This window comes from Sphingobium sp. LF-16, from assembly GCF_003711185.1.
In the GTDB taxonomy this organism is placed as follows: Bacteria; Pseudomonadota; Alphaproteobacteria; order Sphingomonadales; family Sphingomonadaceae; genus Sphingobium; species Sphingobium yanoikuyae_A.
On the sequence record NZ_CP029335.1, the window covers coordinates 849,345 to 869,520 of the forward strand.

A 20,176-nucleotide genomic window follows, 5' to 3' on the forward strand; every position below is an offset into this window, starting at 1 on the left:
GGACGCCCGTGCGAACGGTCATTTACGCCCGCTTCAGCAGCGATAACCAGAACCCGCGATCGACAGCGGACCAGATCGCGCTGTGTCGCAAGCGCGCCGCCGACGAAGGCTGGACCGTTATTGGCGCCTTCGAGGACGCCGCCATTTCCGGCGCTGCCGGCATCGGCGCGGATCAGCGCCCCGGCCTCAATGCCATGATGCGCATGGTGGAGGCTGGCGGCGTCGATCAGGTGCTGGCAGAGTCGACCGACCGCATATCTCGCCACGTTGCTGATGCGCATATTCTCCGCGAGCGCATCGAATTCGCTGGCGCCCGGCTGTTCACCCTGTTCGACGGCGCGGTCACACCCATGATTGGCCTGATCAAGGGTTTTACCGACGCGCAATTCCGAACCGACCTTGCCAAGCGCGTTCGGCGCGGCCAGATCGGCACGCTGAAACAGGGGCGCATCCCCGGCAGCATCGCCTATGGATATCGACAGGCGAACCGGTTGGACGATCGCGGCCAGATCGTGCGCGGCCTACGGGAAATTGACCCGGACAAGGCCGACATCGTTCGCCGTATCTTTCGCGAATATGCGGCAGGCCGCAGCCCGAACGCGATTGCCGCCGGCCTTAATGCCGATGGCGTCGCTGGATCGCGCGGCGGCATCTGGCATGAAACTGCGATCAGTGGCGATACGCGCCACAAGCGCGGCATCTTGCGCAACGAAACATATGTCGGCGTCGTCACCTATGGCCGCAGCCGGACGGTGGTCAACCCGCAGACCCGCCAGCGGCTGATGCGGCCGAACGGCGAAGACGTGGTCGAGCGCCAAGAAATCGCGCACTTGCGGATCATTGATGATGATCTGTGGCAACAGGTGCAGGCCCGCTTGGCATCGAACCAGGGCGTGCGCCCCGAACGACAGCGCCGGCCCAAGCATATTCTCTCCGGGCTTGGCGTCTGTGAGGCGTGCGGCGCGCGTTGGGTGCTGCGCTCCAGCAAGTTCTGGGGATGCAGCAATTACCGCTACGGCAAGGCCTGCACCAACAATCGCCTTGTCGGCACGCACATATTCGAGCGGATGGTTTTGGATGACCTGAAGGAAGGCATGCTGTCGCCCGACGTGGTCAGCGCCTATGTCCGCGAATATCACCGCGACTTCGCCCGACAGAGCGCCGACATGGGCCGCGACCGGGCGAAGCTGGAACGCAAGCTGGAGGAAGCCGAGCGCCGGATGAAGCGCATGTTACAGGCCTTCACCGATGGCGGCAGCGAGTTCGAAGAAATCCGCGACATGCTGACCAGCGCCCGCGCAGACAAGGAAGCGCTGCAACGTCAGCTCGCCAGCATGGACGCCGTCCCGAATGTTCTGGCGCTGCATCCGCATGTGGAGGAAGTCTATAGGCGCCAGGTGGAAGAGCTGGAGGCGGCCCTAGCCGATCCCGAAGCGCAGCTTGAGGCGATCCCGCGACTGCGATCCATCATATCCAGCATCATTGTCCGGCCGCGCCTCGATCGCCAGCGCGGCGTTGTCGTGCAAGTGGTCCGCCAGATGGATGAAATCCTTTCGATCGCAACCGGCGGACAGCAGTTTTCACAATTGCGCTAACGGCCAATTCGTTTCGGCAAACTCATCACAATAATGATTGGCGATGGCACGGGAAAACCAGGTGCCGCGACCCGGTAGTGGCAGTACCGGCAATTGCACCAGCGCGAACCGGTCGATCATATGATCGAACAGCCGGATTTCATCGGGATGCACGACGTCTTCGGCATCATGCATGACGACGGCCTTGAACCGGATGCCGCTTCGACCTTCCTCCGCCAGCATGCTGCGCCAGTTGATGTTCAGGCAATCGGCCTTGGTAGTCGGGCCGGGGCGGTCATTCAGGCACAATATGATATGGGGTTGATCGATGGCGGCTGATGCGATCGCGTCGATCGTCGCCGGATCATTGGGATAGGCGCCGACGAATATGCGATAATCGGCATCGCCCCAGCAATGTACGGCATGGCGCAACATTGCGCCGATGACGTCCGCTTCCTGCCAGGCGGGAATGAAGATGGCGATACGGCCGGGCGTCGATGAAGGTGGCAATGTCGCCATCGTCATGCGGAGGCGGCGAGGATGCCGGACCGCCCGCCAGGCTCGGCGGATCAGGAACAGAAGGTCGATCGCCAGATCATCCAGCCCGCCCAATGCGAAGCCGATGACCGCGAACAACAATATCTCATAATGCAGCGCCTGTAGCGCGCCAAAGAGCATGTCCCCCACGATCCCGGATTCCCCCTGTCCCGATCGCCATGCGGCAGGGCGAATTTATGTCATGAGAACAGCGGTCTTCCAAGTATTTTGGAGAAAGTCTGTCAACATTGGCCGGCTGATCTGGGTTGGACCTGAGCGGAAATTTCCCTAAGGGGGAAGAATGGCAATACCGGCAAGCACTTATGGAGAAGAGACGTGACCGAACGGCCCGTGTCCGCCCTCAGGAATTTCCTGAAGGGAGAAGCAGGCAGTGGCGTCTTGCTGATGATTTCGGCCGCGATCGCAATGATCATGGCGAATCTTCCGGGTGCTGCCGGCCATGTCTATCATGACATCTTCCATATGGTGACGGGGCCGGTGCTTGCTCCTGCGCTCGGTCCCACGACGATCCATTTGTGGGTCAATGACGGACTGATGGCGATCTTCTTCCTGCTGGTCGGGCTGGAGATCAAACGTGAGTTCGTCGATGGCGGACTGTCCACCTGGGAGAGGCGGCGCCTGCCTTTCATCGCGGCGGGGGCGGGCATGATCGCGCCAGCGCTGGTCTATCTGGCCGTTACGGCTGGGGAACCGGCCCTGGCGCGCGGCTGGGCGATCCCGGCGGCCACGGATATTGCCTTCGCGATCGGGGTTCTGGCGCTGCTGGGATCGCGGGCTCCCGCATCGATCAAGCTGTTCCTGACGGCTGTCGCGATCGTCGACGACATGGGGGCGGTCGCGATCATTGCGCTGGCCTATAGCCAGGGGCTGGATGTCATGGCTTTGGCCGGCGCCTTTATCGTCCTGCTGGTCATGTTCGGCATGAACCGCGTCGGCGTGCGGGCCTTGGCACCTTATCTCATCGGCTTCCTGCTGCTCTGGTATCTGATGCTACTGTCGGGCGTGCATGCCACGATCGCGGGCGTGCTCGCCGCCATCACCATCCCGGTCAATCGCACGCCGGGTGCGCCGGATGCGGTGGACAGTCCGCTCCATCGCCTGGAACATCTGATCCATCCCTGGAGCGCCTATCTGATCGTGCCGCTCTTCGGCTTTGCCAATGCCGGCATCACGCTCAATGGCGAAGCGATCGGCGCTCTGCTCAGCCCCTTGCCGATCGGCGTGGCGCTCGGGCTGCTGCTTGGCAAGCAACTGGGCGTGTTCGGCAGCATCTGGCTGGCGCAGAAACTGGGCATCGCGGCGCGGCCTTCGGGGGCGACCTGGGTGCAGATTTACGGCATGGCGCTGTTGTGCGGCATTGGCTTCACCATGAGCCTGTTCATCGGCGCGCTCGCCTTTCCGGGGCAGCCATTGCTGGTCGAGGAGGCCAAGATCGGCATCCTTGGCGGATCCTTGCTGTCCGCGCTGTGCGGTTATGCGGTGCTGCGTTTTGCGCCGACACCGCGATCAGTCGCGCGGGGCGCAGGGTGAGGGGAATCGCGTAGCATTAACCTTCATGCTACTATCTCCTTGCCGTTGCCGCGACTCGCTTCGCGTCAGCGCGCCGACCGCACTTTCGAAAAATACGGGAGGAGGGCGAACCGATGGAGACGGACGTCAATTATCTGCTGCACCGCCAGCAGATGTCGCTGATCAACGCGCAGGCAACAGCATCGCCCGAGGGGCGCGCTGCCTATGAAGGGCTGGCACGCGGTTATATCGATCAGGTCGAAGCCTATCGCAGACGCAATGAGCAGCAGGAGAGGCTGATCATTCCGGCGCATTGATCCTCCGATCGTTGCGCCATCGCGCTATCGACGGGAAATCAGGCGATCGATAACTTCCTGATGCGGGCCATCGGCACCGCATTCGCGCTCCAATATCTTCTTGATCTTTTCCAGTTCGGCTTCGGTCAGATGTTCGATGCCGATGAAGTCGTTGCGCGCAGTCTCGATTGAACGGATCAGTTCGTCGAGCTTGGCCTGGATCGCGGCGCCGTCACGGTTCTGGGCATTCTGGATCAGGAAGACCATCAGGAAGGTTACGATGGTCGTGCCGGTATTGATCACCAGTTGCCAAGTGTCGGAATAATGAAAGAGTGGGCCGGTCACGCCCCAGATCAATACCACGCCGACCGCCAGGATGAAGGCGAGCGGCTGGCCGGTCCAACTGGCGATCCGTGCCGACAGGGCGGAAAATATCCGATCCATGCAAACTCCTTTGGATGTCCTGCGCATTTAGGCTCTGTTCAGCCATCTGCTGTCATGGCCATGCCCATGGCAACCATATCTTTTCGTGCAACGATCGGCGCGCTCGCCGGCTCCCTTCTGCTGGCCTCCTGCGCCAGCGTTTCCCCCGAATCACGTGTGCGTGCCGGATTGATCGACGCTGGTCTTTCGCCGCGAATGGCGGGCTGCATGGCCGAACGCATGGTTGATCGGCTCAGTTTGGTGCAGTTGCGGCGGCTCCAGTCGATCGCATCGCTCCACAAGTCGCACATGGGCAAGATGAGCATGGATGAACTCCTCTATAAAGTCCGTGCGCTGGAGGATCCGGAGATTTTCCTGGTGACCAGCAAGGCCGCCATTCACTGCTCCTTCTGACGCCGATTTCACAATAAAGCAGGGTCGGGTTTCGCAAGGGTTTTGCAATTTTGCAAAGTCGTTTTGCGAAATGGCTCTGGCCCTGCTTCCTCGCCTGTGCTTAACCCGCCTCAACAGTTTTCCTGTGAACAAAGGACGGGCTAGCCCATGAACATTCACGAATATCAGGCGAAGGAACTGCTCGCCAAGTATGGCGCGCCGATCGCCGCCGGTCACGCTGCCTTCACCGTCGAGGAAGCCGTCGAGGCCGCCAAGAAGCTGCCCGGGCCGCTCTATGTCGTGAAGTCGCAGATCCACGCTGGTGGCCGCGGCAAGGGCAAGTTCAAGGAACTGGCCCCCGAAGCCAAGGGCGGCGTCCGCCTCGCCTTCAACCTGGACGAGGTGAAGGCCCACGCCACCGACATGCTCGGCAACACGCTGGTCACCATCCAGACCGGCGAAGCGGGCAAGCAGGTCAATCGTCTGTACATCACCGACGGCGCCGACATCGCCAAGGAATTCTACTTGGCGTTGCTGGTCGATCGCGCCACCAGCCGCATCGCCTTCGTCGTGTCGACCGAAGGCGGCATGGACATTGAAGAGGTCGCCCACTCGACCCCCGAAAAGATCCACAGCTTCTCGGTCGATCCGGCCACCGGCTTCCAGCCGCACCACGGCCGCGCCGTTGCCGCTGCGCTCGGCCTGACCGGCGACCTCGCCAAGCAGGCTTCGAAGGTTGCTGCGTCGCTCTACGCCGCGTTCCTCGACACCGACGCCGAGCAGATCGAAGTCAACCCGCTGGCGCTGACCGAGCAGGGCAACCTCCTCGTCCTCGACGCCAAGGTCGGTTTCGACGGCAACGCCATGTTCCGTCACAAGGACATCGCCGAACTGCGCGACCTGACCGAGGAAGATGCGGCCGAAGTCGAAGCGTCGAAGTACGACCTCGCCTACATCAAGCTGGACGGCAACATCGGCTGCATGGTGAACGGCGCTGGCCTGGCCATGGCGACCATGGACATCATCAAGCTGAATGGCGAATTCCCCGCCAACTTCCTGGACGTGGGTGGCGGCGCCACCACCGAAAAGGTGACCGCGGCGTTCAAGATCATCCTGAAGGACCCGGCCGTTAAGGGCATTCTGGTCAACATCTTCGGCGGCATCATGAAGTGCGACATCATTGCCAATGGCATCGTCGAGGCTGCCAAGGAAGTGAACCTGTCGGTTCCGCTGGTTGTCCGCCTGGAAGGCACCAACGTCCAGCAGGGCAAGGACATTCTGGCCAATTCGGGTCTGCCGATCGTCCCCGCCGACGATCTGGGCGATGCGGCCAAGAAGATCGTGGCAGAAGTGAGGAAGGCGGCCTGAGCCCCCTAATCACCTGAGAAGATACGCCATAGGGCGTGGGTGACCTGGAAACGGGTCGCCCACGTCCGTGTTCGCGTTGGCGGGCGATGGCGTGAAAATGGAGGATGTTGAAATGAAGATCCTTGTGCCCGTGAAGCGGGTTATTGATTACAATGTGAAGCCGCGGGTGAAGGCGGATGGCACGGGCGTGGACCTGGCCAACGTCAAGATGAGCATGAACCCGTTCGACGAGATCGCCGTCGAGGAAGCCATTCGCCTGAAGGAAAAGGGCGCGGCGACCGAGGTCGTGGCGGTATCGATCGGCGTCGCCAAGGCGCAGGAAACGCTGCGCACGGCGTTGGCGATGGGCGCGGACCGCGCCATCCTGATCCAGACCGATGACGAAGTCGAACCGCTGGGCGTTGCCAAGCTGCTCGCCAAGGTTCAGGAAGAGGAAGGCGCTGGCCTGATCATCCTGGGCAAGCAGGCGATCGACGATGACAGCAACCAGACCGGCCAGATGCTCGCCGCGCTGCTGAACCTGCCGCAGGGCACCTTTGCCAGCAAGGTCGAGGTAGAGGGCGACAAGGTCAACGTCACCCGCGAAGTCGATGGCGGCCTGGAGACGGTGAAGCTCAACACCCCGGCGATCATCACCACCGACCTGCGCCTCAACGAGCCGCGCTATGCGTCGCTGCCGAACATCATGAAGGCCAAGTCCAAGCCGCTGGCGAACAAGACCCCGGCTGATTACGGCGTCGACATCGCCGCCCGTCTGGAGACGCTCAAGGTCTCCGAACCGCCCAAGCGCTCGGCCGGCATCAAGGTTGCCGATGTCGATGAACTGGTGGCCAAGCTCAAGGCTCTGGGAGTTGCAGCATGACGAAGACGCTCGTTTGGGTTGAACATGAGGGCGGCGCCGTCAAGGACGCGACCCTTTCCGCCGTGACCGCTGCAGCCAAGCTGGGCGAAGTCCATCTGTTGGTCGCTGGCCAGGGCGTCGACGGCGTTGCCGCCGAAGCCGCCAAGATCGCCGGCGTGGGCAAGGTCCATGTCGCCGACGACGCGGCCTTTGGCCATGCGCTGGCAGAGAATGTCGCGCCGCTGATCGTCGAACTGATGGGCCATCATGACGCGTTCGTCGCGCCGGCCACCAGCAACGGCAAGAATATCGCGCCGCGCGTCGCCGCCCTGCTGGACGTGATGCAGATCAGCGACATTCTGTCGGTCGAGAGCGAAGATACCTTCACCCGCCCGATCTATGCCGGCAACGCGATTGCCACGGTCAAGTCGAAGGACGCCAAGAAGGTCATCACCGTTCGCGGAACGGCCTTTGAAAAGGCGGCCAAAGAAGGCGGCAATGGTGCGGTGGAAGCTGTGGCCTCGACCGGCGACAAGGGCATTTCCTCTTTCGTCGGCGCCGAGATCGCCAAGCTGGAACGCCCCGAGCTGACCAGCGCCAAGATCATCGTGTCGGGTGGCCGCGCGCTGAAGGACGGTCCGACCTTCGAGGAATATATCATGCCGCTGGCCGACAAGCTGGGCGCGGCGGTCGGTGCCTCGCGCGCTGCGGTCGACGCTGGGTATGTCCCCAACGACTATCAGGTCGGCCAGACCGGCAAGATCGTCGCCCCGGAAGTCTATATCGCGGTCGGCATCTCTGGCGCGATCCAGCATCTGGCCGGCATGAAGGACAGCAAGACCATCGTCGCCATCAACAAGGACGAGGATGCGCCGATCTTCCAGGTGGCCGACATCGGCCTGGTCGGTGACCTGTTCAAGGTGGTGCCGGAACTGACCGGCAAGCTGTAAGCTGATTTGGCTTGAGTAGGAAAGGGCGTGGGGAGTGATCCCCACGCCCTTTTTCTGTGCGGGCTATTCGCAGTTGATGTCGTTCTTGTCGATGGCCCGACCGGCAAGGGCGCCGCCGGCACCGCCCAGGATGGTGCCGAGCGTCTTGGAGCCGCCGGGAGCGATGACATTGCCGAGCACGCCGCCGGCAAGGGCGCCGACGATGGTGCCGGTGGTGCCGTCATCCCGCTTGCAATAATAGCGGCCGTCGCGGTCGCGGTAGATCTGGTCATTGTCGCCGAGATGGCGGCGCGGCGGGCGGCGATCCCGGTCGCGGTCACGGCCGCCGGGCGGACGGTTGTAGCCGCCGGGGCGGTCATAGCCATAGCCGCCGCCATAATTGTCCGAGGCGCAGGCGCCGAGCGGGAGCATGGCAAGGGCGGCAAGCGCCATTATGGGGGTACGCACGGGATAGTCTCCTCTTCTTTTCCCTGTCGGGAGGAGAACCCGCAAGCGGCGCGAAGGTTGCGCCAAGATACTGATCAGAAACGCGAAACCGCCCGCCGCTGCCATCGAGAGGGGAGTGCGGCAGCGAGCGGACGGCATCAACGGCGCGTCGAGATGGCGCGCCGCCGAGAGGATGGGCGTCAGTGCGCCAGGGGCGAGGCGCCGCTGGCCGTGGCCGGGGTGACGACCGGGGCCGGGCTGTCCTGGATGCGCTGGTCCTCCAGCTTGGCCTTGGCTTCGCTGTAGCGGGCGACGAGGTCGTCCTTGAACTCGGTCAGCTTGCCCTCGTCATAGAGCTTCTTGCCGACATAGCCGGCGATGGCGCCGAAAATCAGGGTGCGGATCATGGGGAACTCCTTGGTTGCCAGTCGGGGAAAAGAACCGGCGTCGGCGGCAAGGGTTCCGAGCATGATTGCGTCCGCGACAGGCCTTGCTAGTCTTGCGACGGACGGTGGCGGGGGCCGCCGTGACAAGGGGGTGGCAATGTCGGCATTCGATCTGGTGTTCGCGGTGTTCGGGTTGCTGCTGGGGCTGGCGATCGCCGAGGTGCTGGGCGGCTTTGCCCGCGCGCTCAAGCTCAAGCGGACCGCCAAGCCGGTGCGGATCGGCTGGCTGACGCCGCTGCTGGGGCTGTTCGTGCTGCTGGACCTCACCAGCTTCTGGGGCAGCGCCTATATCATGCGGGACCAGATGGATGCGAGCTATCTGACGCTGGTCGTGGTGCTGGCGATCGTGGGCGTCTATCATCTCGCCGCGTCGCTGATCTTTCCCGACGAGCCGGAACAATGGCCCGATTTCGACGACTGGTATGACCGGCAGAAGCGGATGGTGATCGGCGGGCTGCTGCTGGCCAATGTCGCGGTCACGATCGGCCAGGGCGTGCTGGAAGAGGTGAGGCCGGTGGCCGAAGCCCCCGCCGGGCCGCTTGCCCCCTATGCCGCGCCGATCCTGCTGGGCGGGCTGGTGGGGCTGCTGACCCTGCTGGTCGCGCTGCTGCGGGTGCGGAGCCGGCGCGCGAACATGGCGATGCTGATCGCGGCGAACCTGATCCTGCTGGGCGCCAGCATTGCCGAGGATTATATCTGACCGGGATCGGGCGCCACGGTGAGATGGCGCCCGGCCCGATCATTCGCTTATCGGCCGATTATTCGGCGTGGGCGATGTTCACCGCGGCCATCTTGCCGCGCTTGTCCTGCTCCAGGTCATAGGACACGCGGTCCTTCTCGCGCAGGGTGGCGAGGCCGGCGCGCTCGACCGCGCTGATGTGGACGAACGCGTCCTGGCCGCCGGTGTCGGGCTCGATGAAGCCATAGCCCTTGTCGGCGTTGAAGAACTTCACGGTTCCGGTGATGCTGCTCATGATATTTCCTTCTTTCATGCGGCGGACCCATGGCGGGCACGCCGGGTCGCTAGAGGGGCAGGGAAAGAGGGAGATAGGTGCCGCAAAGCGCCGAAGACCGTCGATTTGCGACTATAGCAGCGCCCTTGTACGGCATTGCCGGCGTCCTGGCAAATCGCTGGCCGTTTCGGCGGGGTCTGCCGCCGCGTCCTCCTCTTCCTCCTCGTCTTCCTCATCCTCGCTCAGCAGCTCGTAACCGGCCGCTTCCAGGACGGCGATTTCCTCGTCGCTGCCCGGCGCGAAGCCGAAACGGGCGTCGCGGGCGCGGGTGGCGGCTTCCTCATAGGGGCGGGCCTGCGCCTCCAGCTCCGCGGCATAGGCGGCCTCCTCGGCTTGCGTCAGGGTGCGGTCATAATCGTCGATATCGTAATAATCCCCGCTCTGGTCGCCGGTGAAGTCGGGCGGGGCGGGGTAATCGGTGCGCAATTGCTCGCGATCCTCATCCCACCAGACGCCGCGCAAACGGGTCGCGGCCTCCTCCGGCGGCAGGTCGGCGCGGTGGATATGGGGGCGAAGTTCACACCGTTCATTGCGGTCGGAAAAGGGCGAGATGCCGGGCTGGACAGGTGGGCGCTTCGCACCGGGCTGGAGCGCCAGCCGGGCGGCGATGAAGAGCGCTACCGAGGCGGCGGGGGCGAGGGCGGTTGCCGCTTCCGGTGCGACGGGTTCGGGTGTCTCGGGCTGGTCGCCGTTGAGCAGGCGGGCGTCGGCCATCTGGCGGGCCATATGTTCCATTCCCGTGCGGGGCAGGCCGATCAGTTCGGATTCCTTGTCGGCCTCTTCGGCCGGGCAGATGAGGTCGAGATAGGCGGTGAAATCCTGGGCGACGACGCGGGCGAGCGCGGCATCCGACCCTTCGGGCGGGCTGTCGGCCATGCGATCGAGCCGCGCGAGCATCGACATGGCGAGGCGATTGTCATGGCGGTGGCGGCGGACTTCGTAATTGTCGGGATCCTTGCGGATCGTCTCCTCGCTGCCCATGATCGCGCGCGACAGGAGATCGTCGGCAAGGCGGGCGCGGGCGATCAGGATCGCGGCGTCCCAGCCGAGGCGAAAGGCGGCGCCGTCATGGCGGATACGCAGTGTATAGGCCGAGCGCGCGGTGATGTGCACCCCTTCGCAGGCGAGCATGATGACGCCGGTGGCGGCGAGTATCTCCAGGAAGCGCCGCTGGCGCGCCGGGCTCCAGCCATCGACCCGCCGCTGCGGATCGGGCGTGGGCATGGTGTCCGGCAGGGGCGGCGTGATCGGCGGGAATGTGCAGGACATGGCAAGGCCCTTTCAGGGAAAGAGGACGCGTTGCCGGAAGGGTAGGCAGAAAGGCGGGGTGTAGGACAGCGGAATAGGAATTGGCCACCAGTGCGCCCATCCGGGCCTGCAAAGCGCGCCTTTCTGCGTTCCGGTGCTCACGTACTTGAAGTACGCTGCGCTTCGTTACTCGAAAGACGCCCTTTTCGGCTCCGTCTGGACGCACTGGAGACCAATTCCTGCGTAGCGGTTGCTACGACGATCAGGGATATTGCTGGCGGGTGTGCTTGACGTTCAGGATTTCGATCGCTTCGGTGCCGACCCGATAGATGAGGATATAGTTGGGTGTGACGATCGCTTCGCGCGTGTCGGGAACGCGCCCGTTGCGGTGCATATGGGGATGATAGACCAATTGTTCTGCGACTTGGGCGAACAGGTCGGCCAGGCGCAGCGCAGCCGTCGGATTGCGATCAGAAATATAGTCGATGATAGTGCGCACGTCTTCCCGCGCTCTCTCGCGCCAGATGATGTGTGGCATCAGCCTTGCCGGGCCTTCTTGGCGTCGATGATCGCGCGCAGTTCGGCCATTACCTGATCATGTGGCACGCCCGGCCGGGGATCGGCCAGGCTCGCCTCAACCTCCGCCTTGAACCAAGCGTCATAGGCGGCGGCCTCCTCGGTCGTCGCAAATTCGGACTCGATGGGCGTGAGCTTCGTCATGGAGAAAGCCTATCAAAAATGCAGGGCTATGCCAATCTGAGGCCATAACGTCGCGATAGATCAGGCCATACCAAGGGAACTATTTTCTTTTGCTTGCAGAAAGTTTCTTACCGGCGTCGATCACAATTATGTCAGATGCTCGCTCACCCCGAGAAATTTTCTCATCTCGAACTTTTTCAATGTTTTTAATCTTAATATGCCCATCGCCATAATCTATTACAACAAATATCGCAAATTCCGACTTCGCTGCATCTTTGTAAAATTCTAATTGTTTATTGTAGCCATGTTCAACTGTCCCGCTGGATCTTTTCATCTCTACTAAGACTCGTGCAGTATAGCCGGTAGAAAATTTGAAATCTACCGGGCCACCGCCCATATTTGGCTCAGCGCTGAGGTCGATATCGTGAGCTTTGCAATAAGCATCTGCGATTGCGTAAAATATTAACTGAGATGCGCGCTCCCTTTTTGGCGTGTTATCTGCCCAAAGTGCTTCCCAAAGATTGCCTTTTTCAACGTGATGTTGAAATGCCCCAACGGCATCTAAAACAATCTTGTGGATTTCGTTTGGTCCCTTTTTGATATCGTAGGGCACAGTTTTCGTGATAATTTTATTGTTTATTAATGCGTCTCTGAAACGGTAGAATCCAAAGATATCTTCGTTCTGGTCGTAAGATGATGCAGCGCTTTTGACGGCATTGAGAAATTGCTCAAAGATAGTTGAAGATTGCAAAACTGCGGAGCGAACTGCCGCTTTTTGCTCTTTTATAGTGGGTTGGGCGATGCCGCCGAGCAGCTTGTTTACCTTGTCTCGCAACGCGACATTGTGTTGAGTTGCCTCCCAAACATCTGCCCAACTATCGGTAACAGGAAGGTCTCTAACGATGTCTTTCGGGATCAGAGTCCGTTTGGAAAATCAGGGGTGAACGTTTCGGCGTAGGAGATTGCCGCCCATGGCGACGAGGATCATGGCCTGTGAGACGTCGATGCGCTTCTCGTAATCGCGGACCAATCGGCGCCATCGGATCATCCAGCCAAAGGTCCGCTCAACGACCCATCGTCGGGGCAGAACCTTGAAGCCCTGCTGCTGGTCGCTGCGCCGAATGACCTCGACGACGAAATCCAGATAGCTTGCCTTGTCCATGAGCTTGAGGCGGTCATAGGCGCCATCGGCGAAGAGATGTTTGATCCAGGGCCAGCGTTTGCGGATGCCATCGAGGATGGCCTGGGCACCCGCGCTGTCCGAAATGTCCGCAGTGGTCAGGTTGAGCATCAGCAGCCGACCATCGGTATCGACGGCGATATGCCGCTTGCGCCCGACAACCTTCTTGCCTGCATCGAACCCACGCTTTTCTGCCGATGGCGCCTTGACCGACTGGCTGTCTATCACTGCTGCGCTCGGACTGGCCTCCCGCCCTTGGCGCTCGCGATCGAGCATCAGCTCGATGTCGTGGATTGTCTGGAACAGGAACCTGCGAGCCAGTTCCCGGAACCAACCATAAACCGTCTGCCATGCTCCGAAATGGATCGGCAGCATCCGCCAGCCACAGCCCGACCGAACAAGGTAGCGCACGGCGTTGATTACCTCGCGAAAATCCACCTCGCGTGGACGGCCCCGGCGCCCCGGCTTGGGCATCAGGGGCGCTAGGCGATCCCATTCCTCATCGGTCAGATCACTGGGATAGCGCTTCGTCTTCTTGGCAATCTGGGCCATGCGCCCTCGGCTCTGGTGGGTCCACATCCAGAGCCTGAATCAGACGCAGAGCCTCGCGACAACCCCCGCCAACGATTTTCCAAACAGCCTCTCAGGACCATTGGCTTCAACCGGCCATCTGGAGCTTCATACGTGGGCAAGGAGTAGCCGAGGTCGTCTGATTTATTGATTGGGATGCCGAGGTTAGCGCAAAAATCACTGGTCAACTGACAGAGTTGATCGCTCAACGCGCGAGTTGTCAGGTCGCTGATAGTATCAGAACCTACATCCTCTTCCAAAAAGCTCATGAGCGATATCAGTTCAGGGTCTTTAGAGCCGACTTTAATGATGTCTTTAGTCGTGCGTAAGACTTGCAATCTAATGCGACTTGGCCGCGAGTTTCCTGATCGCCCTCGTCGGCCATAACCCAAACCATTTTCTGGTGGTTCTTTAAGGCTGAGGTGCTTCTCAGCAGTGCGCCAAGCAGTGTCTCCTTCCTTCTCTGATACGGTAAGTAGTCGCACGAGGACTTCAAAATGCGTCCTAAATGCATCGATACCTTCACTCGCGATAATCGAGTTTGAGGATTTTTCTAGAAGCAATGGATCAATGAATAGGGGAAGGTCAAGATCGACAAATGGATCTATAAGCCCGGCATCGTCAAGTTTTTCAGGCGGTATATTAAAATACGCAGAGAAAAGTGTCGGAAGGTGCATCATCATCCCCCAGGCCGTGATCCAATATCAATGCATCATCCTGCTCCACAGTAAAGCGTTACTTGCTCAAAAAAGGATGGGAGTCACTCCGCCGCCACGGCCTCCAGCCCCAGTAACGGCGCCAGATAGCGCCCGGTAAAGCTGCGCGGTTCCTTCACGACCTGCTCCGGCGTGCCTTGCGCGACGACTTCGCCGCCTTTCACGCCGCCTTCCGGTCCCATGTCGATGATATAATCCGCCGTCTTGATGACATCGAGATTATGTTCGATCACCACGACGCTGTTGCCCTGTTCGACCAGGGCGTGGAGGACTTCCAGCAGCTTGCGGACATCCTCGAAATGCAGGCCGGTGGTGGGTTCGTCGAGGATATAGAGGGTGTTGCCGGTGGCGCGGCGCGACAATTCCTTGGCGAGCTTGACGCGCTGGGCTTCGCCGCCCGACAGGGTGGTGGCCTGCTGGCCGACCTTGATATAGCCAAGGCCGACTTCGGCGAGCATCGCCATCTTGTCGCGGATCGGCGGCACGGCCTTGAAGAATTCGACCGCATCCTCGACCGTCATGTCGAGCACGTCGGCGATGCTCATCCCCTTGAACTTCACCTCCAGCGTCTCGCGATTGTAGCGGGCGCCGTGGCAGACGTCGCAGGTGACATAGACGTCGGGGAGGAAGTGCATCTCGATCTTGAGCACGCCGTCGCCCTGGCAGGCTTCGCAGCGGCCGCCCTTGACGTTGAAGGAGAAGCGGCCGGGCTTGTAGCCGCGCGCCTGCGCTTCGGGCAGGCCGGCGAACCAGTCGCGGATATTGGTGAAGGCGCCGGTATAGGTGGCCGGGTTGGAGCGCGGGGTGCGGCCGATCGGCGACTGGTCGATGTCGATCACCTTGTCGCAATGTTCCAGGCCCGTGATCTTGTCATGCGGGCCGGCGACGATGCGGGCACCGTTGAGGGTGCGGGCGCTGGCGGCGTAGAGGGTGTCGATGGTGAAGCTGGACTTGCCCGATCCCGACACGCCGGTGATGCAGGTGAAGGTGCCGAGCGGGATGCTGGCGGTGACGCCGGTCAGGTTGTTGGCGCGGGCATTGTGGACGGTGAGCTTCTTGCCCGAGCCCTTGCGGCGCTTGGCCGGGACTTCGATGCGGCGGGTGCCGTTGAGATAGTCCGCGGTCAGGCTGTCCTTGTGCGCCAAGAGTTCGGGCAGGGTGCCCTGCGCAACGATGGTGCCGCCATGGACGCCGGCGCCCGGCCCCATGTCGACAATATAGTCGGCGGCGCGGATCGCATCCTCGTCATGCTCGACGACGATGACGCTGTTGCCGAGGTCTCTTAGGCGTTTCAGGGTGACGAGCAGCCGGTCATTGTCGCGCTGGTGCAGGCCGATCGAGGGTTCGTCGAGGACGTAGAGGACGCCCGACAGGCCCGAGCCGATCTGGCTGGCGAGGCGGATGCGCTGGCTTTCGCCGCCCGACAGGGTGCCTGATGTGCGGTCGAGGTTCAGATAGTCGAGGCCGACATTGTTGAGGAAGCCGAGCCGCTCGACAATTTCCTTGAGGATGGCGCGGGCGATCTGGTTCTGCTGCTCATTGAGCGCGTCGGGCATCGCGGTGAAGAAGGCGAGCGCGTCCACCACCGAGCGGCGGGTGGAGACGCTAATGTCCTCGCCGGCGATCTTGACCGCGAGCGCCTCGGGCTTCAAGCGCGCGCCGTGGCAGGTCTCGCAGGGCATGGCGGTCTGGTACTTGCTCAGTTCCTCGCGCATCCAGGCGCTTTCGGTCTGGAGCAGGCGGCGGTTGAGGTTGCCGATCACGCCCTCGAACGGCTTCTTCACCTCATAGCTCTTCTTGCCGTCGACGAAGCGCAGGGTGACAGGCTTGCCCCCGGTGCCGTGGAGGATGATGAGCTTCACTTCGCCCGGCAGATCGGCCCAGGGGGCGTCGAGGGAGAAGCCGAACTCCTTGGCGAGGGAGCCGAGCACCTGCATATAGTAAGGGCTGGGCGGGTTGGACTTGGCCCAGGGGACGACGGCGCCCTTCTTGAGCGATAGGGCTTCGTTGGGGACGACCAGTTCGGGGTCGAACTCCTGCCGCTCGCCCAGGCCATCGCAGGCCGGGCAGGCGCCCATGGGGGCGTTGAAGGAGAAGAGGCGCGGCTCGATCTCGGGAATGGTGAAGCCGCTGACCGGGCAGGCGAATTTCTCGGAAAAGACGATGCGGTTGGCGGGGATGCCGGCATTCTTCATCTTGCCCGCGGATTGCGCTTCATCCTCGCGGCCGGGGACGACGCCCTCGGCCAGGTCGACAAAGGCGAGGCCGTCGGCGAGTTTGAGCGCCTGCTCGAAACTGTCGGCGAGGCGGGTGGCCATGTCGGCATTGACCGCCAGGCGATCGACCACGACCTCGATGTCATGCTTATATTTCTTGTCGAGGGCGGGGGCGTCCTCGATCAGGTAGAGTTCGCCGTCGATGCGGACGCGGGTGTAGCCCGCCTTCTGCCACTCGGTCAGTTCCTTCTTATACTCGCCCTTCCGCCCGCGCACCACGGGGGCGAGCAGGTAGAAGCGCGTGCCTTCGGGCAGGAGCGCGACGCGGTCGACCATCTGCGAGACAGTTTGCGCGCTGATCGGCTCACCGGTGGCGGGCGAATAGGGGATGCCGACGCGCGCCCAGAGCAGGCGCATATAGTCGTATATCTCGGTGACGGTCGCGACCGTGGAGCGCGGGTTGCGGCTGGTGGTCTTCTGCTCGATCGAGATGGCGGGGGAGAGGCCCTCGATATGCTCGACATCGGGCTTCTGCATCATCTCCAGGAACTGGCGCGCATAGGCGGAGAGCGACTCCACATAGCGGCGCTGCCCCTCGGCATAGATGGTGTCGAAGGCGAGGCTGGACTTGCCCGAGCCCGAGAGGCCGGTGATGACGATCAGGCTGTCGCGGGGCAGATCGACATCGACGCCCTTGAGGTTGTGCTCGCGCGCGCCGCGGACGCTGATGTGGGTCAGCATTCGGTAAACCTCTGCTTCGGAATGTGGGTCAGACTCATGGGGGCGTTGTTCCAGATTTGTTCCGTGGGGGCAAGGGGCGTTGCCCGGTCGGGAGGCAAGATAGGAAGGGGGAGCGGCCAGGGGAAGATGGCCGGGCGTGGACGATGGCGCGCTGCGCCGGCCGAAGGGCGTTTCTGGTTCGGCTGCGGGCGCGTCTCGGCCTGTCTCGGGGTTTCCATGGATGGCCGCGGCTATGGGATCGCACGTAGAAACGGGGCATGACCTATTGGCGGCTCCATTGGCATGCGGGCGTCCTGAGCGTGGCGGGCAGCGTCGCGGGCATGGCATTGGCGACGACCGGGGCCATGGCCCAGAGCGAGACGCCGGCGGGGCGGATCATCTTCCTGGGCTGGACCGAGGGCAAGGACCATTCGGTGTGGCTGTCCGGCGTCGATCCGGGCGAGTTTTTCGTCGTCTTTCCCGAGACCGGGGAGCGGGTGGACAGTTGGACCCAGCCCGATACCGGCCTGCACCTGACGGTATCGCCCATCGTGCGGGAAAATGGCGGCACCCATAATCTGTTCGCCCATATCCGCACCGAATATGCGGAATATGACAATTTCGTCGATTCCGCCGACCAGCATCCGGGCGGCATCAATTTCCCCGATCACTGGAACCGGCCCGACCCGGAACTGCCCGATCTGGTGACGCCGGAATTGCGGCCGAACCCGGATACGGTGACGCCGGGGCTGCGCCCCTTGCCGGATACGGTAACGCCGGGGTTGCGCCCCAATCCGGATTTGATCACGCCCGGATTGCGGCCCTTGCCCGAGACCGTGACGCCGGAGCTGCGTCCGAACCCCGATACGGTGACGCCAGGGCTGCGGCCTGACCCCGACACGGTGACCCCGGAACGGCAACCCGATCCCGAAATCGTCACGCCCGAACTGCGGCCAGTGCCCGTTCCCATTACGCCGGAGGCGCGACCAGACCCCGATACGGTGACGCCGGAAGTGCGCCCGGACCCTGATACGCCAACACCCGAAATACGGCCTGATCCTGATACGGTGACGCCGGGCCTGCGGCCTGATCCTGATACGGTAACGCCGGGCCTGCGGCCTGATCCTGATACGGTAACGCCGGGACTGCGGCCTGATCCGGATACGGTAACGCCGGGCCTGCGGCCTGATCCGGACACGGTGACGCCGGGGCTGCGTCCTGATCCTGATACGGTGACGCCGGGTCTGCGGCCTGATCCGGACACGGTGACGCCGGGACTGCGGCCTGATCCGGATACGGTAACGCCGGGTCTGCGGCCTGATCCGGATACAGTGACGCCGGGCCTGCGGCCTGACCCGGATACGGTAACGCCGGGTCTGCGGCCTGATCCGGATACGGTGACGCCGGGACTGCGGCCTGATCCGGACACGGTGACGCCGGGGCTGCGTCCTGATCCCGATACGGTGACGCCGGGGCTGCGTCCTGATCCCGATACGGTGACGCCGGGCTTGCGGCCTGATCCTGATACGGTGACGCCGGGTCTGCGGCCTGATCCTGACACGGTGACGCCGGGCTTGCGACCTGATCCGGATACGGTGACGCCGGGCTTGCGACCTGATCCGGATACGGTGACGCCGGGTCTGCGGCCTGACCCGGATACGGTGACGCCGGGACTGCGTCCTGATCCGGACACGGTGACGCCGGGCTTGCGTCCTGATCCGGACACGGTGACGCCGGGCTTGCGGCCTGATCCGGACACGGTGACGCCGGGTCTGCGGCCTGACCCGGATACGGTGACGCCGGGCCTGCGTCCTGATCCGGACACGGTGACGCCGGGTCTGCGTCCTGATCCGGATACGGTGACGCCGGGCTTGCGACCCGATCCGGATACGGTGACACCGGGGCTGCGGCCTGGCCCGGACGTGGGCGGGCCGACGGTGCGGCCGTTGCAGCGGCCGCGCCCCGAGACGCTGCCGCCGATCGCGCCGACCGGTGTCGCGCCGGGCCGCGATGAGCGGCGCCCGATGCTGATGACCGCCGATGAAGTCTGCCGGGCCGGGCGCGAAGGCCGGTTGCGGGGCGATCCGCAACTGGTCGAGAAGGCCTGCCGGATTGCGGCCAATGCCCGCCGGCGCTGGACTGCCTGGGGGGAATGGAACTATTCGACGCTGAAGGATGACCGTTCCGGCGCCCGGACCAAGGGCAGCGCGAACCAATATAATATTGGCCTGGATCGCTGGATCGACAAGCGCACCGTTGCCGGCCTGGCCATCCAGTTCGGCAATTCGGATTATAAATCCTTCAATGGCGGCATGCGCCAGCAGGCCGATTCCATCACGGTGAAGCCCTATATGGTGCATCGGATGGCAGATTCGGACGTGGTGCTGGATGCCAGCATCGGCTTCAATTTCGGCGAATATGAACAGCATGTGCTGATGCTGTCGGGCAAGCATGACAGCTTCACCCTGTCGGGCACGATCGGGATGAGTGCGCAGCGCCCGCTGGGCAGCTTCCTGCTGCGGCCCCGCCTGTCGTGGAGCTATGCCAGCATCTGGCACGACAATTATGTGCTGCAGGGGCAGGTGGGCGGTATCGACCTGCGCGTGCTGCAGGGCGATGCGCGTTATGATTATGGCGCGGTGGCGACTTCGCTGGAGATCAGCCGGCCGTTCCGATCGGATGATATGGTCATCACCCCCTATGTCGAGGGCGGCGTCGATTTCGCCTATCTGCGCCCCAATGGCGGCCGTGTCCTGGGGCCGGACCTGCGCCTGATCGCGACCACGCCGGCGACCGGATCGGTCCGGTTCGGCACGCGCATCCAGTTGCGCGGCAATGTCGCGCTGATCGGATCGGGCGAATATTACGGGATCGGATCGGGCGGCCTGTCGAGCTGGCAGTGGCGGGGGAATCTGTCCTTCCGCTTCTAGCGCGGCGGGACGGGGCCTCGGGCTGTGGGCGATGGGAGCGGACATGGCGGTCGCGCCGGAGGCATGGGGGTGTCGACGCGAAATCGCTGGCCAATCCTGC

20 protein-coding genes and 1 pseudogene are annotated in these 20,176 nt (G+C 62.8%); 9 read left to right on the forward strand and 12 right to left on the reverse strand.

Going from position 1 to position 20,176, the window contains the following annotated elements; genetic code table 11:
- Nucleotides 1-8 precede the first annotated feature (8 nt).
- A complete protein-coding gene (locus DIZ22_RS04115) occupies nucleotides 9-1,595 on the forward strand; it encodes a recombinase family protein (protein ID WP_122927960.1) in 1,587 nt (528 codons plus the stop codon).
- Between the two features lie 12 nt (nucleotides 1,596-1,607).
- Here DIZ22_RS04115 and DIZ22_RS04120 read toward each other — a convergent pair.
- A pseudogene (locus DIZ22_RS04120) lies at nucleotides 1,608-2,252 on the reverse strand (glycosyltransferase); the annotation flags it as partial.
- 195 nt (nucleotides 2,253-2,447) lie between these two features.
- Here DIZ22_RS04120 and nhaA point away from each other — a divergent pair.
- Nucleotides 2,448-3,662 carry a Na+/H+ antiporter NhaA gene (gene nhaA / locus DIZ22_RS04125; protein ID WP_048939058.1) on the forward strand — a complete coding sequence of 405 codons (1,215 nt, stop codon included), beginning with the start codon at nucleotides 2,448-2,450 and terminating at the stop codon, nucleotides 3,660-3,662.
- Nucleotides 3,663-3,775: 113 nt separating this feature from the next.
- Nucleotides 3,776-3,958 (forward strand): hypothetical protein, encoded by a 183-nt coding sequence (locus DIZ22_RS04130; RefSeq protein WP_010336659.1) that lies wholly within the window; start codon nucleotides 3,776-3,778, stop codon nucleotides 3,956-3,958.
- A 24-nt stretch (nucleotides 3,959-3,982) separates the two neighbouring features.
- On the opposite strand, the gene DIZ22_RS04135 is transcribed toward DIZ22_RS04130, so the two are convergent.
- Nucleotides 3,983-4,381, reverse strand: a complete 399-nt coding sequence (locus tag DIZ22_RS04135; protein ID WP_010336658.1) for a low affinity iron permease family protein — start codon at nucleotides 4,379-4,381, stop codon at nucleotides 3,983-3,985.
- Between the two features lie 66 nt (nucleotides 4,382-4,447).
- On the opposite strand from DIZ22_RS04135, the gene DIZ22_RS04140 reads away from it, so the two are divergent.
- From DIZ22_RS04140 to DIZ22_RS04155, 4 genes are all read left to right on the forward strand, one after another.
- Complete coding sequence (locus DIZ22_RS04140; protein ID WP_026109351.1) at nucleotides 4,448-4,774, forward strand: hypothetical protein; 327 nt, start codon at nucleotides 4,448-4,450, stop codon at nucleotides 4,772-4,774.
- A gap of 147 nt (nucleotides 4,775-4,921) precedes the next feature.
- On the forward strand, nucleotides 4,922-6,121 hold the full coding sequence (gene sucC, locus DIZ22_RS04145; protein WP_004207732.1) for an ADP-forming succinate--CoA ligase subunit beta: 1,200 nt from the start codon (nucleotides 4,922-4,924) through the stop codon (nucleotides 6,119-6,121).
- Between the two features lie 112 nt (nucleotides 6,122-6,233).
- Nucleotides 6,234-6,983 (forward strand): electron transfer flavoprotein subunit beta/FixA family protein, encoded by a 750-nt coding sequence (locus DIZ22_RS04150; RefSeq protein WP_004207731.1) that lies wholly within the window; start codon nucleotides 6,234-6,236, stop codon nucleotides 6,981-6,983.
- Nucleotides 6,980-7,912, forward strand: a complete 933-nt coding sequence (locus DIZ22_RS04155) for an FAD-binding protein (protein ID WP_037512249.1) — start codon at nucleotides 6,980-6,982, stop codon at nucleotides 7,910-7,912. The genes DIZ22_RS04150 and DIZ22_RS04155 overlap by 4 nt, the downstream gene beginning before the upstream one ends.
- A gap of 63 nt (nucleotides 7,913-7,975) precedes the next feature.
- Here DIZ22_RS04155 and DIZ22_RS04160 read toward each other — a convergent pair whose 3' ends face one another.
- Entirely contained in the window at nucleotides 7,976-8,359 is a 384-nt protein-coding gene (locus DIZ22_RS04160; protein ID WP_029547555.1) for a glycine zipper 2TM domain-containing protein, read from the reverse strand.
- A 179-nt stretch (nucleotides 8,360-8,538) separates the two neighbouring features.
- Nucleotides 8,539-8,745, reverse strand: coding sequence for a hypothetical protein (locus DIZ22_RS04165; RefSeq protein WP_122927962.1), 207 nt, complete (start codon nucleotides 8,743-8,745; stop codon nucleotides 8,539-8,541).
- A 136-nt stretch (nucleotides 8,746-8,881) separates the two neighbouring features.
- On the opposite strand from DIZ22_RS04165, the gene DIZ22_RS04170 reads away from it, so the two are divergent.
- A complete protein-coding gene (locus DIZ22_RS04170) occupies nucleotides 8,882-9,484 on the forward strand; it encodes a hypothetical protein (RefSeq protein WP_048939059.1) in 603 nt (200 codons plus the stop codon).
- A 58-nt stretch (nucleotides 9,485-9,542) separates the two neighbouring features.
- On the opposite strand, the gene DIZ22_RS04175 is transcribed toward DIZ22_RS04170, so the two are convergent.
- The 8 genes from DIZ22_RS04175 to uvrA form a co-directional block, all read right to left on the reverse strand.
- The gene (locus DIZ22_RS04175) at nucleotides 9,543-9,758 is read right to left on the reverse strand and encodes a cold-shock protein (protein ID WP_037512246.1); all 216 of its coding nucleotides are present in this window, start codon (nucleotides 9,756-9,758) and stop codon (nucleotides 9,543-9,545) included.
- 111 nt (nucleotides 9,759-9,869) lie between these two features.
- Nucleotides 9,870-11,066: a hypothetical protein gene (locus DIZ22_RS04180; RefSeq protein ID WP_122927963.1), complete on the reverse strand. Its 1,197-nt coding sequence runs from the start codon at nucleotides 11,064-11,066 to the stop codon at nucleotides 9,870-9,872.
- Between the two features lie 241 nt (nucleotides 11,067-11,307).
- Nucleotides 11,308-11,583: a type II toxin-antitoxin system RelE/ParE family toxin gene (locus DIZ22_RS04185; protein ID WP_048939061.1), complete on the reverse strand. Its 276-nt coding sequence runs from the start codon at nucleotides 11,581-11,583 to the stop codon at nucleotides 11,308-11,310.
- Nucleotides 11,583-11,765, reverse strand: a complete 183-nt coding sequence (locus DIZ22_RS04190) for a hypothetical protein (protein ID WP_048939062.1) — start codon at nucleotides 11,763-11,765, stop codon at nucleotides 11,583-11,585. Before DIZ22_RS04190 ends, DIZ22_RS04185 begins: the two co-directional genes overlap by 1 nt.
- A 79-nt stretch (nucleotides 11,766-11,844) precedes the next feature.
- The gene (locus tag DIZ22_RS21670; RefSeq protein ID WP_164488862.1) at nucleotides 11,845-12,579 is read right to left on the reverse strand and encodes a chromosomal replication initiator DnaA; all 735 of its coding nucleotides are present in this window, start codon (nucleotides 12,577-12,579) and stop codon (nucleotides 11,845-11,847) included.
- Between the two features lie 99 nt (nucleotides 12,580-12,678).
- The gene (locus tag DIZ22_RS04195) at nucleotides 12,679-13,503 is read right to left on the reverse strand and encodes an IS5 family transposase (protein ID WP_122927964.1); all 825 of its coding nucleotides are present in this window, start codon (nucleotides 13,501-13,503) and stop codon (nucleotides 12,679-12,681) included.
- On the reverse strand, nucleotides 13,431-14,177 hold the full coding sequence (locus DIZ22_RS21675) for a hypothetical protein (protein ID WP_164488832.1): 747 nt from the start codon (nucleotides 14,175-14,177) through the stop codon (nucleotides 13,431-13,433). The genes DIZ22_RS04195 and DIZ22_RS21675 overlap by 73 nt, the downstream gene beginning before the upstream one ends.
- Before the next feature lie 77 nt (nucleotides 14,178-14,254).
- Nucleotides 14,255-17,167 (reverse strand): excinuclease ABC subunit UvrA, encoded by a 2,913-nt coding sequence (gene uvrA / locus DIZ22_RS04200; RefSeq protein ID WP_048939064.1) that lies wholly within the window; start codon nucleotides 17,165-17,167, stop codon nucleotides 14,255-14,257.
- 257 nt (nucleotides 17,168-17,424) lie between these two features.
- On the opposite strand from uvrA, the gene DIZ22_RS04205 reads away from it, so the two are divergent.
- Nucleotides 17,425-20,076 (forward strand): autotransporter domain-containing protein, encoded by a 2,652-nt coding sequence (locus tag DIZ22_RS04205; RefSeq protein ID WP_122927965.1) that lies wholly within the window; start codon nucleotides 17,425-17,427, stop codon nucleotides 20,074-20,076.
- Nucleotides 20,077-20,176: the final 100 nt, after the last annotated feature.

Coding starts and splice junctions, on each gene's coding strand:
- uvrA (WP_048939064.1), bottom strand. CDS start 17,167: ATGCTGACCCACATCAGCGTCCGCGGCGCGCGCGAGCACAACCTCAAG.
- DIZ22_RS04185 (WP_048939061.1), bottom strand. CDS start 11,583: ATGCCACACATCATCTGGCGCGAGAGAGCGCGGGAAGACGTGCGCACT.
- sucC (WP_004207732.1), top strand. CDS start 4,922: ATGAACATTCACGAATATCAGGCGAAGGAACTGCTCGCCAAGTATGGC.
- DIZ22_RS21675 (WP_164488832.1), bottom strand. CDS start 14,177: ATGATGATGCACCTTCCGACACTTTTCTCTGCGTATTTTAATATACCG.
- DIZ22_RS04150 (WP_004207731.1), top strand. CDS start 6,234: ATGAAGATCCTTGTGCCCGTGAAGCGGGTTATTGATTACAATGTGAAG.
- DIZ22_RS04155 (WP_037512249.1), top strand. CDS start 6,980: ATGACGAAGACGCTCGTTTGGGTTGAACATGAGGGCGGCGCCGTCAAG.
- DIZ22_RS04195 (WP_122927964.1), bottom strand. CDS start 13,503: ATGTGGACCCACCAGAGCCGAGGGCGCATGGCCCAGATTGCCAAGAAG.
- DIZ22_RS04140 (WP_026109351.1), top strand. CDS start 4,448: ATGGCAACCATATCTTTTCGTGCAACGATCGGCGCGCTCGCCGGCTCC.
- DIZ22_RS04180 (WP_122927963.1), bottom strand. CDS start 11,066: ATGTCCTGCACATTCCCGCCGATCACGCCGCCCCTGCCGGACACCATG.
- DIZ22_RS04130 (WP_010336659.1), top strand. CDS start 3,776: ATGGAGACGGACGTCAATTATCTGCTGCACCGCCAGCAGATGTCGCTG.
- DIZ22_RS04205 (WP_122927965.1), top strand. CDS start 17,425: ATGACCTATTGGCGGCTCCATTGGCATGCGGGCGTCCTGAGCGTGGCG.
- DIZ22_RS04135 (WP_010336658.1), bottom strand. CDS start 4,381: ATGGATCGGATATTTTCCGCCCTGTCGGCACGGATCGCCAGTTGGACC.
- DIZ22_RS04170 (WP_048939059.1), top strand. CDS start 8,882: ATGTCGGCATTCGATCTGGTGTTCGCGGTGTTCGGGTTGCTGCTGGGG.
- DIZ22_RS04190 (WP_048939062.1), bottom strand. CDS start 11,765: ATGACGAAGCTCACGCCCATCGAGTCCGAATTTGCGACGACCGAGGAG.
- DIZ22_RS04175 (WP_037512246.1), bottom strand. CDS start 9,758: ATGAGCAGCATCACCGGAACCGTGAAGTTCTTCAACGCCGACAAGGGC.
- DIZ22_RS04165 (WP_122927962.1), bottom strand. CDS start 8,745: ATGATCCGCACCCTGATTTTCGGCGCCATCGCCGGCTATGTCGGCAAG.